This window comes from Acidovorax sp. 106, assembly GCF_003663825.1.
Taxonomy (GTDB): Bacteria; Pseudomonadota; Gammaproteobacteria; order Burkholderiales; family Burkholderiaceae_C; genus Acidovorax.
In genome coordinates this window covers 826765-838612 of sequence record NZ_RCCC01000001.1, presented here as the reverse complement: position 1 = coordinate 838612, position 11848 = coordinate 826765, and the positions used below count along the sequence as shown (strand labels likewise).

Below are 11848 nucleotides of genomic sequence, written 5' to 3'. Positions count from 1 at the left end.
CGCAAGCGCGGGCCGCCGCGCAAGGGCCTGAGCTGGCCGCGCCGCCCCGCCGCGCTGGCTGCGTTCCCCTCCCGAATCGCGCAGCGAGTCGAGAGAGGGGGAAGGCGCAAAGCGACTCAGGGGGTGCTTCATTTCATGCTTTGTTTTTGTTGTAAACGTCCACTAGTACTGCGGCCAGCAGCACCACGCCCTTGATGACCTGCTGGTAGTCGATGCCAATGCCCAGGATGGACATGCCGTTGTTCATCACGCCCATCACAAAAGCGCCAATCACCGCGCCCATCACCTTGCCCACGCCGCCGGAGGCAGAGGCCCCGCCAATGAAACAAGCGGCAATCACGTCCAGCTCAAAGCCCAGGCCCGCCTTGGGCGTGGCGGTGTTCAGCCGTGCGGCAAACACCAGGCCCGCCAGGGCGGCCAGCACACCCATGTTGATGAAGGCATAAAACGACAGGCGTTCGGTCTTGATGCCAGAGAGCTTGGCGGCTTTTTCGTTGCCCCCCATGGCGTAGATACGCCGGCCAACGGTGGTGCGGCTGGTGATGAATTCAAAAAACACGATCAGCAGCGCCATGACCACCAGCACATTGGGCAAGCCCTTGTAGGAGGCGAGCAGGTAGCTGAAGGCGATGAGCAGCACGGCAAATACCGCTGTCTTGATGGCGAAGAAAGCCACAGGCTCGGTCTGCACGCCGTGCTTGAGGCGGTTGGCACGCTCACGCACCGCAGAGACCGTGAGCGCCACAGCGACTGCCAGGCCCAGCACCATGGACGTCACGCGCAGCCCTTCGCCGTTGGCAAAGTCCGGAATGAAGCCCGAGCTGAGCATTTGAAACGACTCAGGGAAGGGCCCCACCGACTGCCCCGCCAGCAACGCCAGCGCCAGCCCCTTGAACACCAGCATGCCCGCCAGCGTGACGATGAACGAGGGAATGCGCGAGAACGCCACAAACCAGCCTTGCACCGCGCCGATGAGGCCGCCGCACACCAGGCACACCAGGGTGGCGGGCACAAAGTGCCACTGGTACTGCACCATCAGCACCGCCGCCAGGGCACCAATGAAGCCACACACCGAGCCCACCGACAAATCGATGTGCCCCGCCACGATCACCAGCAGCATGCCCAGCGCCATGATGACGATGTAGCTGTTTTGCAGGATCAGGTTGGTGAGGTTGAGCGGCTGCATCAGCGTGCCGTCGGTCATGTACTGAAAGAACCCCATGATCGCGACCAGCGTGATCAACATGCCGTATTCGCGCAGGTTGTGCTTGGCGTGGTCCAGCAGTGACCGCGCCGATTTGGCAGGTGTATGGGCTGCAGCCGAGGCCGTGGGGGAAGAAGTAGTCATCTGGCTCATATCCGGTTTTCGTTGTGCTGGGGGCTGTGCGATGCGTAGGCACTGGCGCGAAGCGCCTCAGGGGGGGCATTCACTATCGCGCGCATGATTTTTTCTTGCGACGCTTCTGCCGTGGGCATCTCGGCCACCAAGCGGCCTTCGTTCATCACATAGATGCGGTCAGAGATGCCCAGCAGCTCGGGCATCTCTGACGAGATCACGATCACGCATTTGCCCTCGGCCGCCATCTGGGCGATGAGGGTGTAGATCTCGTACTTGGCGCCCACGTCGATGCCGCGCGTGGGCTCGTCCAGGATCAGCACCTCCGGGTTGGTGAACAGCCATTTGGCCAACACCACCTTTTGCTGGTTGCCGCCAGAGAGGTTGAGCGTCTTTTGGTCCACGCCCGAGCAGCGCAGGCGCAGCTTGTGGCGGTAGTCCTGCGCCACCTGGTGCTCTTTTCCGTGGTCGATCACGCCCGCGGTGGACACCCCTTGCAGGTGGGCCAGCGAGACGTTGAACTGGATGTCTTCGTTCAGCACCAGGCCATTGCCCTTGCGGTCCTCGGTCACATAGGCCAGGCCGTTCTGTACGGCCTTTTCCACGGTGCTGACGTCGATGGGCTGGCCGTTGCGCAGCACCTCGCCGCTGATGCGGCGGCCCCAGGATCGGCCAAACAGGCTCATGGCCAGCTCGGTGCGGCCCGAGCCCATGAGCCCGGCAATGCCGACGATCTCGCCGCGCCGCACTTGCAGGTCAATGCCTTTGATGAAGGGCTGCTCGTTGCGCTGGGGATGGTAGGCGCGCCAGTTGCGCACCTCAAAGGCCACCTCGCCGATGTTGGGTTGGCGCTGCGGGTAGCGGTCGGCCATCTCGCGGCCCACCATGGCCTGGATGACGCGGTCCTCGCTCACCGCCTGCGCGTGGCAGTCCAGCATTTCGACGGTGCTGCCATCGCGCAGCACCGTGATGGAGTCGGCCACGTGGGAGATTTCATTGAGCTTGTGCGAAATCAGGATGCAGGTGATGCCCTGGCTTTTGAGCTCCAGCAGCAACTCCAGCAGGGCGTGGCTGTCGGTCTCATTCAGGCTGGCCGTGGGCTCGTCCAGGATCAGCAGCTTGACCTTGCGCGACAAGGCCTTGGCAATCTCGACCAACTGCTGCTTGCCCACGCCCAGGTGGGTGATGAGGGTGTCGGGCGACTCTTTGAGTCCAACCTTGTGCAGCAGGGCCTGTGTCATCTGGTGTGCGGCCATCCAGTCGATCACGCCGCGCTGGGCGGGCTCGTTGCCCAGAAAGACGTTTTCTGTGATGGACAGCAAGGGCACCAGCGCCAGCTCTTGGTGGATGATGGCCACGCCCAGGTGTTCGCTGTCGCGAATGCCCTGGAACTTGCGCTCTTCCCCCTCAAACACGATGGCGCCGCTGTAGCTGCCGTGGGGGTAAACGCCTGAGAGCACTTTCATCAGCGTGGACTTGCCCGCGCCGTTCTCGCCCACGATGGCGTGGATTTCTCCGGCGCGTACCCGCAGGTTGACCTTGTTCAGGGCAACGACGCCGGGGAAGGTTTTGCGGATATCCCGCATCTCTAGCAACATGGTGGTGTCTGGTCTGGATGGCTCGTGCACGGGGCCTTGCAGCCGGTGATCGATAGGGCGGGGTGGGGCCGGGCACCTGTGGTGCGTGGCCCCACCCATCGGTGTGCAGGCTTACTTGACCTGCGCTTCGGTGTAGTAGCCGCTGCCGATCAGCACGCCGTTCCAGTTGGAAGCATCTACCGCCACGGGCTTGAGCAGGTACGAGGGCACCACCTTCACGCCGTTGTTGTAGGTCTTGGTGTCGTTGATCTCGGGCTGCTTGCCCGTCAGCACCGCGTCCACCATGTTGGCCGCGACCTTGGCCAGCTCGCGGGTGTCCTTGAACACGGTGGAGTACTGCTCGCCCTTGAGGATGGACTTGATGGAAGGTACTTCGGCGTCTTGCCCGCTGACCACGGGGCAAGGCTGCTGGGCGGTGCAGTAGCCCACGCCCTTGAGGGACGACAGGATGCCGATGGAAATGCCGTCATAGGGCGACAGCACCGCGTGCACCTTGTCCTTACCGTAGTAGGCCGAGAGCAGGTTGTCCATGCGCGCTTGCGCCACGGCGCCGTCCCAGCGCAGCGTGCCCACCTTGTTCATGCCCAGCTGCTTGCTGCGCACCACCAGCTTGCCGCTGTCCAAGTAAGGCTGCAGCACGCTCATGGCGCCGTCATAAAAGAAGAAGGCGTTGTTGTCGTCGGGCGATCCGCCAAAAAGTTCGATGTTGAACGGGCCCTTGCCCTGCTTCAGCCCCAGCTTGTCCACCAACGATGTGGCTTGCAGCACGCCCACCTGGAAGTTGTCGAACGTAGCGTAGTAGTCCACGTTCTTCGATCCCTTGATGAGTCGGTCATACGCGATGACCTTCACGCCTTTGTCGGCCGCGCTTTGCAGCACGCGCGACAGCGTGGTGCCGTCAATCGACGCAATCACCAGCACCTTGGCGCCTTTGGTGATCATGTTCTCGATCTGCGCTAGCTGGTTGGGGATGTCGTCCTCGGCGTACTGCAGGTCGGTCTTGTAGCCACGCTCCTTGAGCACCTTGACCATGTTGTCGCCATCGGCGATCCAGCGCGCAGACGACTTGGTGGGCATCGAGATGCCGATGCTGCCCTTGTCCTGGGCCGATGCCAGCGATGTGGCGCCCACGGCGGTCAGTGCGATGGTGGCCAAGACGGCCTTGAAAATTGCTCGCTTCATTTGTCTCTGTCTCCTGTTGTGAATATGTTTTTTTGATGTGGCGTCCGAGTGGCCTGAGTTGGCGGCTACTGGCGCGCCCCAAGCCAGTGCCACCGCGTAAGGGCCTGAGCTGGCCGCGCCGCCGCGCTGGTGGCGGCCCCCTCTGGGGGATGACGCCGCAGGCGGCTCAGGGGGCGTCAATACTTTCTCTTGGGGAACTCTTGTGCCGCGACTTCCATGGGGAAAATGCCTTCCTCGGTCACGATGCGCTTGGGCACGGGCTTGCCAGCCTTGATGTCTTTGACAGCGCTCATCAGTTGCGGGCCCAGCAGGGGGCTGCATTCCACCGACACATTCAGCTTGCCTGCGATCATGGCTTCAAAGGCCCCTTTCACCGCGTCGATGGAGATGATGGTGATGTCCTTGGCGGGCTTCATGCCCGCTTCCTCGATGGCCTGGATGGCACCAATGGCCATGTCGTCGTTGTGCGCGTACAGCACGTTGATCTTCTTGCCCTCGGCCTTGAGGAAGGCTTCCATCACCTCCTTGCCCTTGGCGCGGGTGAAGTCACCGGTTTGCGAGCGGATGACCTTGAACTTGGGGTCGGCCTTGATGATTTCCTCAAAGCCCTTCTTGCGGTCGATGGCCGGGGCGGAACCCACGGTGCCTTGCAGCTCGACGATATTGACCTCGCCCTTTTGGTCCTTCATCTTCTCGACCAGCCAACGCCCGGCCTTGCGGCCTTCTTCCACAAAGTCCGAGCCCATGAAGGTGACGTACAGCGAGGTGTCCTTGGTGTTCACGGCGCGGTCGGTCAGCACCACCGGGATCTTGGCGGCCTTGGCCTCGCGCAGCACGGGCTCCCAACCCGATTCGACGACGGGCGAGAAGGCGATCACGTCCACCTTTTGCGCAATGAAGGCGCGAATGGCCTTGATCTGGTTTTCCTGCTTTTGCTGCGCGTCCGAGAATTTGAGTTCGATTCCGGCCTCTTTGGCGGCGGATTTGATGGACTCGGTGTTAGCGGTGCGCCATTCGCTTTCGGCCCCGACCTGACTGAACCCGAGCACCAGCGGCTTTTGGGCCCAGGCGGATGGCGCAAGCAGCCCGGCGGCCGAGGCGCAGGCGATGGCGGACCCGAAGGTGCGGCGATTGATGGTCATGGTGTTTTGTCTCCTGTCTGTTGTTGCTATGGTTTGGGTGAGGGGGAACGCTGCAGGTGCGCGGTGCCTCGTTTTGCAGACCGAGGCGGCGCTGGTGCGCACCGTAAATAGGGGTTGGGTTCAGGCCAGCATGTAACCGGTCTTGACGGTGGTGTAGAACTCGGCGGCGTAGCGGCCTTGCTCACGGGGGCCGTAGCTCGATTCCTTGCGCCCGCCAAACGGCACATGGAAGTCCACGCCCGCCGTGGGCAGGTTCACCATGGTCATGCCGACGGCGGCATGGCGCTTGAAGTGCATGGCACGCTTGAGCGAAGTGGTGCAAATGCCTGCGCACAAGCCAAACGGGGTGTCGTTGGCCAGCGCCAGCGCGTGGTCGTAGTCGTCTGCCTTGAGCACGCAGGCCACGGGGCCGAAGACCTCTTCGCGGGCAATGCGGTGCTCTGGCTGCGCCAGGAACAGCGCCGGGCTCATGTAGTGCCCCGGTGTGGCGCGCTCCAGCAGCTCGCCGCCCCACACATGCTCGGCGCCTTCGTTCTTGGCGATGTCGATGTAGCTTTGGTTGTTGGCCAACTGGTGGCTGTCCACCACCGGGCCCATTTCGGTGCCGCGCTCCAGCGCATGGCCGACTTTGAGCGTAGACAGCCGTTGGCGCAGCCGCGCGACAAAGGCTTCGTGCACGGGGGCTTCCACAATCAGGCGGCTCGATGCGGTGCAGCGCTGCCCGGTGGAGTAGTACGAGCCTTGCAGCGCGCAATCAATGGCCTGCTCAAAGTCGGCATCGGCCAGCACCACCAGCGGGTTCTTGCCGCCCATTTCCAGCTGCACCTTGGCGCGGCGCAGCGTGGCCGACCGCAAGATGCGCTCGCCGGTCGCCACCGATCCGGTGAAGCTCACCGCGTTGACCAGCGGGTGCTCCACCAGCGTTTGGCCCACTTCACGGCCGCTGCCCATCACCATGTTGAACGCGCCCGCAGGCAGCCCGCAGCGGTGGATGATTTCTGCCAGCGCCCAGCCGCAGGCCGACACCAGCTCGGCAGGTTTGAAGACCACGGTGTTGCCGTAGGCCAGGGCGGGCGCAATCTTCCAGGCCGGAATCGCCATGGGGAAGTTCCAGGGCGCGACGATGCCCACCACCCCGACAGGCTCGCGGGTCACGTCCACCTGCACGCCCTGGCGCACCGAGGCCATCAGTTCGCCCTGAATACGCAGTGCCTCGCCCGCAAAAAATTTGAAGATCTGCCCGGCGCGGGCCACTTCGGCCACAGCCTCGGGCAGGGTTTTGCCCTCCTCGCGGGCCAGCAGCGTGCCCAGCTCGTCTTTGCGGGCCAGCAGCTCGTTGCCCACTTGGTCGAGCACATCGGCGCGCCGCTGTGGGGTACTTTGGCTCCAGTAGGGCAGGGCGTCGGCTGCGGCGCGAATGGCCTGCTCGGTCTGGTTGCGGTCGGCGCGCGCGTACTCGGCCACCACTTCACGGGTATCGGATGGGTTGGTGCTGACCCCCGTGGTGGTGCCAATCTCCCAGCGACCGTTGATGAGGTTTCTGGGGTTTTGCTGCATATCGCCGAGTCGCATGGAGACCTTTGCTATGGATGAGCGGCAAAGTCTAGGTTTGATTTGGATATCAATCCAATCGTTTTTTATGCAAAATAGATATCAGTCTCTGCATTCTGGAAAACCCGATGAGCAACTACAACCACTGGTTCATTCGCGCCCGCTTGAAAACACGGCAGTTGCTGCTGCTGGTGGCGTTGGCCGAGGAGGGCAACATCCACCGGGCGGCCCAGGTGTTGAACATGACCCAGCCCGCCGCATCCAAGCTGCTCAAGGACCTGGAAGATGTGCTGGAGGTGTCGCTGTTCGAGCGCTTGCCGCGCGGCATGCGCCCCACTTGGTATGGCGAGACGATGATCCGGTACGCGCGCATGGCGCTGGCCAACCTGAACCAGGCGCACGATGAGCTGGTGGCGCTCAAGTCGGGGCACTTTGGGCAGGTGGGGGTGGGGGCCATCACGTCCCCCGCATTGAGTCTGTTGCCCGCCGCGATTGCTTTGGTCAAGCAGGAGCACCCTAGCCTTCGCATCATGCTGGACATCGAAACCAGCCCGGTGCTGCTGGAGCGGCTGGACCAGGGCAAGCTGGACATCGTGCTGGGGCGGTTGTTTGCCGAGCACGACAAGGGCAATTTGCGCTACGAGCCGTTGACCGAGGAGATGGTCTGCGCGGTGGCCCGGCCGGGGCATCCGTTGTCGGGCATGAGTGGGTTGACGCTGCGCGATGTGGTCTCGGCCGGCTGGATCGTGCCGCCTGCGGGCAGTGTGCTGCGCCACCGGTTTGACCTGATGTTCCAGCAAGACGGCCTGGCCCCGCCGACCAACACGGTGGAGTCCTCGGCCTTGTTGTTCATCACGCGCATGCTGCAGCAAAGTGACATGGTGGCGGTGTTGGCGCTGGATGTGGCGCAGTACTACGCGTCGCATGGCATCGTGACGGTGTTGCCTTTGGAGATGCCGTGCCATATGGATGCGTTCGGCATCATCACCCGGGCCGATCGGTTGTTGTCGCCAGCGGCCAAGGTGATGATGAAGGCGATCAAGCAGACGAGTCTGGTGCAGTATGGGCGGCGGTTGGAGTTGGGGGATTAATTGTTTTTGGTGGAATGTGCTGATAGTGCTTGTGGGATAAGCGCTAGCAGCTATTGATTTGATAGTAATTAGCGCTACCTCATACCGTTCGGGCTGAGCTTGTCGAAGCCGGGGCTTGCTCGTTGATCTTGCGGCGTGCCTGATTTGAGGGCGGGTGCCGGGATGTGCGCCCGGCGGCGCACCTTCTTTTGGTGCAACCCGCTGCGCGGGTTGTCTTGCGTCGCCAAGGTGCGCTACGCGCACGGGGCTCTCGTGTTGAAACATTCCAGCCCCAAAAGAAGGCAAAAGAAGGCGACCCCACTGTCTGCGTCCCTGCGCTGCGCTTCGGGCAGCCTGCGGTGCTCGCGTCCAGCGGGGTCTCGCTCAAACTCGCTGCGCCCAAACAGTCGCGATCCCTGATCCGCCGGCCGCTGCGCTCCTCGGCGCATACAGAGGGGCTTGGGAGCCGAACAACCGACATCCATTCGGGCCATCGCTGCGCTCGGCCCCACTTTGCGGGCGCATGCGCTCCGCGCTGGGCGCAGCGCCAATCAGGTCGAGCGTAGCGACGACCCGTGTGGCTGTTGGGCTGTTTGGATGTTCGGCTGACCACCCCCTGTGGCTGCGCCTGCGGCGGGGCGGTTGCGGGGTGGCATGGGCGTCGAAGCGCCCATGCTTAGTTATCTGACTCGCTGCGGCTGTCCGAACGGAGCGCCCCCGGCGCGCAGTGAGTTCCGCAGCGCACCCCGCAACCGTCCCGCCGCAGGTTTGCCCCGAAGCGCAGCGCAGGGGTCGCAGACTTGGGGTCGCCCTTTCTTTGGTGACTTTCTTTCGGCGAAGCGAAAGAAAGTTACTGCGCCGCCGGGCGCATTCCCCGGCTCCCGCCCTCAGCCCAGGCATGCCGCCCAATCAGCGCACAGATCCAGGCTTCGGTAGGCTCTGCCCGAACGGCATGAGGTAGCGACTAATTACTATCAAATCAATAGCTGTCGGCGCTTTATAAATGAGCGCTAGAGCCTCGTTTGACTAAAAATCAAACCCACCCAGCATCCACCTTGAACTCCTGCGCCGTGCACATGGCCGCATCGTCCGATGCCAGAAACAACACCATGCGGGCGATGTCATGCGGCTGCAGCTTGTCGGGCAGACACTGGTTGCGCGCCAGCTCCTTCTCGCCCTCCGCATCCAGCCACAGCTTGATCTGGCGCTCTGTCATCACCCAGCCCGGCGACACCGTGTTGATGCGAATGCGGTCTTGCCCCAGCGTCTTGGCCAGCCCCCGGGTCAGCCCGTTCACCGACGACTTGGCAATGGCGTAGCACGGGTAGCCTGTGCCCTTGCCTTGCCAGCCGGTCGAGCCCAGGTTGATGATCGAACCTGCCCCCAGCCGCCGCATACCGGGCACCGCCGCCTGGATGGCGAAGAACGCGGGGCGCTCGTTGATGGCGATGCGCTCGTCGTAGTAGTCGGGGGTCACCGACTCCAGGCTGTGCCGGTCGTCGCTGGCCACGTTGTTCACCAGGGCCGAGAAATCGCCCAGGGCCGCCGCTGCATCGTGGATGGCGGCCTGCAGGGCTGCAATGTCCTTGACATCGCAGGCACGCCACCACGGCCGGGGCAGGCCTGCGTCGGTCAATTGCTGCACCAGCCGTTCACTGGCCTCCTGGGCCACGTCGATGAAGGCCACTTTGGCCCCTTGCTCTGCAAAGGCCGTCACGATGGCCGCCCCAATGCCACTGCCGCCGCCGGTGACGAAGACGCTGCGGCCGTTCAGGCTGGGAAAGCGTGCCATGGCAGGGGTGGATGGGGCAGAGGCAGAAGCGCTTGAAAAATTTAACATATCAATTTAAATATCAATCAATGAATAAAAATAAGTATTCAAGTATCAATTGACGTTGATAAGATGCCCGCCGTCAAGAGGCATCGCCCTGAGCGGCCCCTAAAACGGTTCAAAAAACACAACGGAGACAAACGTGGGCCTTTTGAAAATGCCGGGTGCGGCGGATGGGGTGGGCGCGGCGTGGGCCATGCCCCCTGTGGGCGCTGTGCGCTGCGTGCACGCCGCAGGGGCGGCCTTGGGTGAGGGCGTGCTGTGGTCGGTGCGCGAGCAGGCCCTGTACTGGGTCGACATCCTGGGGCGGCAGTTGCACCGCTGGCGCCTGGGCGATGGCGAACGGGCCCAATGGACGTTTGACGAAGAGATCTCGGCCGTGGCAGAGCGCCGCGATGCCCCGGGTTTGCTGGTCACCCTGCGCCGGGGCTTCGCCTGGTTTGACCCGGCCACGGGCGCCGCACCGCGCTATCTGCACCAGCCTGCCGAGCCATCTGGCAACCGCTTCAACGATGGCAAGTGCGACGCCCAGGGCCGGTTCTGGGGCGGCACCATGGACTTTGACTGCCAACAACCCACGGGCGCGCTGTATCGCTACGACCCCGACGGACAGTGCTCGCGGCACGACGAAGGCTTTGTCGTCACCAACGGCCCCACCTGGGCCGGGGCGGCGCAGGGTGGGCACCTGTACTTCAACGACACGGTGCAGGGCTGCGTGTACCGCTACGACTTCGATCCCGTGCGCGGCAGCGTGTCGAACAAGCAACTGTGGCTGCGCCTTGCCGAGGGCGATGGCGTACCCGATGGCATGACCACCGATGCCCAGGGCCGCGTGTGGATTGCGCACTGGGGCGGCGCCTGCGTCAGCTGCCACCACCCCGAGACAGCGCAAGAGCTGGGGCGTGTGCACCTGCCCACCAGCCACGTCACCAACTGCGCCTTTGGCGGCGCAGACCTGCAGACGCTGTTCATCTCCACCGCCCGCACGGGCCTGTCGCCAGAGCAGTTGGCCGCGCAGCCTTTGGCTGGTGGCCTGTTTGCCGTGGATGTAGGCAGCCCCGGCATGCCTGCGCATTTGTTTGGTGGATAGGCGCAGTCCATGCGCCGTTTGCGCTGCGCCCGCTCCGCGCACATCCTTGATTGAAAGACAGAACCTTCATGATCTCTGCATCCAACCCAGCCTCCCACCCCGTCGTCTGGCTGCACCATGCCGACCAGCACCTGGGCCTGGTACCTACCTTGGGCGGCAGCGTCGCTGCCTGGCAAATGGACCATGCGGCCAGCCCCGAGGGGCGGTTGAACCTGTGGCGCCCCTGGGATGGCGCTGCGGCGGACCTGTACCAGATGGCCTCGTTTGCGATGGTGCCCTGGTCCAACCGCATCAGCGGCGGCGGCTTTGCGCAGGGGGGGCAGTTCCAGCCGATGCAGCCCAACCGGGCGGGCGAGCCGTATCCCATCCATGGCGATGGCTGGCTGCAGCCCTGGGATGGGCGCCAGGTGGGGGACGACACGCTGGAGATGTCGCTGCGCTCTGAGCGCTTCCAGGGCAACCCTTATGACTACGAGGCCGTGCAGACCTTCCGCTTGGTGCCCGGCGGGCTGGACCAGCAGGTGCTGGTGCGCCACCGGGGTGCAGAGCCCATGCCCTATGGCCTGGGTTTGCACCCCTGGTTTTTGCGCACCCCGCGCACACGCATCAGCGCCCCGGTGGCCTCGGTGTGGCTGTGTGGGGACGACCCCATCCCCGTGCGCCAGACGGCAGATTTCCCGCCTGGGTGGGACTTGAGTGCCGGCATCTCGGCCCATGGCGATTTGATCGACAACGCCTACACCGGCTGGGGCGGCACGGCGCAAATCGATTGGCCCGAGTGGGGCGTGCGGCTGCAGGCGCACATGCCGGACTTTGCGCAAGACGGTGAGGCAGGGCAGCACTACTGCCTGATTTACCGGCCACCCCAAGGCTCGGCGTTTTGCTTTGAGCCCATCACCCAGCCCATTGATGCTTTTCATCTGCCCGGCCAGCCAGGCCTGCGGGTGCTGGCGGCGGGTGAGGCGCTGCGGCTGAGCGTGCAATGGCGGTTTGGGCCGCTGGCCGCCGCACAGTGAGTCGACGGCCGGTGCCCCGAGGTGGGGCGCCG

Annotated in this window: 9 protein-coding genes; 3 read left to right on the top strand and 6 right to left on the bottom strand. The window is 63.8% G+C overall.

The annotated features are described in order from the left end of the window. Positions 1-133: 133 nt before the first annotated feature. The 5 genes from mmsB to C8C98_RS03675 all read right to left on the bottom strand — a co-directional run bounded on the left by mmsB (position 134) and on the right by C8C98_RS03675 (position 6830). Positions 134-1357, bottom strand: a complete 1224-nt coding sequence (gene mmsB, locus C8C98_RS03695) for a multiple monosaccharide ABC transporter permease (RefSeq protein ID WP_121453181.1) — start codon at positions 1355-1357, stop codon at positions 134-136. After that, positions 1354-2934 (bottom strand): multiple monosaccharide ABC transporter ATP-binding protein, encoded by a 1581-nt coding sequence (mmsA, locus tag C8C98_RS03690; protein WP_121453180.1) that lies wholly within the window; start codon positions 2932-2934, stop codon positions 1354-1356. Before mmsA ends, mmsB begins: the two co-directional genes overlap by 4 nt. Positions 2935-3045: 111 nt before the next feature. Then, complete coding sequence (gene chvE / locus C8C98_RS03685; protein WP_121453179.1) at positions 3046-4116, bottom strand: multiple monosaccharide ABC transporter substrate-binding protein; 1071 nt, start codon at positions 4114-4116, stop codon at positions 3046-3048. Between the two features lie 176 nt (positions 4117-4292). After that, entirely contained in the window at positions 4293-5258 is a 966-nt protein-coding gene (locus C8C98_RS03680) for an ABC transporter substrate-binding protein (RefSeq protein WP_121453178.1), read from the bottom strand. A 120-nt stretch (positions 5259-5378) separates the two neighbouring features. Beyond that, positions 5379-6830: an aldehyde dehydrogenase family protein gene (locus C8C98_RS03675; RefSeq protein WP_121453177.1), complete on the bottom strand. Its 1452-nt coding sequence runs from the start codon at positions 6828-6830 to the stop codon at positions 5379-5381. A 107-nt stretch (positions 6831-6937) separates the two neighbouring features. Here C8C98_RS03675 and C8C98_RS03670 point away from each other — a divergent pair, with 107 nt between their 5' ends. Further along, entirely contained in the window at positions 6938-7900 is a 963-nt protein-coding gene (locus C8C98_RS03670; protein ID WP_121453176.1) for a LysR family transcriptional regulator, read from the top strand. A gap of 1012 nt (positions 7901-8912) precedes the next feature. Here C8C98_RS03670 and C8C98_RS03660 read toward each other — a convergent pair. Continuing rightward, positions 8913-9671, bottom strand: a complete 759-nt coding sequence (locus tag C8C98_RS03660) for an SDR family NAD(P)-dependent oxidoreductase (RefSeq protein WP_199726544.1) — start codon at positions 9669-9671, stop codon at positions 8913-8915. 235 nt (positions 9672-9906) lie between these two features. Here C8C98_RS03660 and C8C98_RS03655 point away from each other — a divergent pair, with 235 nt between their 5' ends. Together C8C98_RS03655 and C8C98_RS03650 are read left to right on the top strand one after the other, a co-directional pair. After that, positions 9907-10800 carry an SMP-30/gluconolactonase/LRE family protein gene (locus C8C98_RS03655; RefSeq protein ID WP_233574646.1) on the top strand — a complete coding sequence of 298 codons (894 nt, stop codon included), beginning with the start codon at positions 9907-9909 and terminating at the stop codon, positions 10798-10800. A gap of 68 nt (positions 10801-10868) precedes the next feature. After that, positions 10869-11816, top strand: a complete 948-nt coding sequence (locus tag C8C98_RS03650) for an aldose 1-epimerase (RefSeq protein WP_121453172.1) — start codon at positions 10869-10871, stop codon at positions 11814-11816. Positions 11817-11848 lie beyond the last annotated feature (32 nt).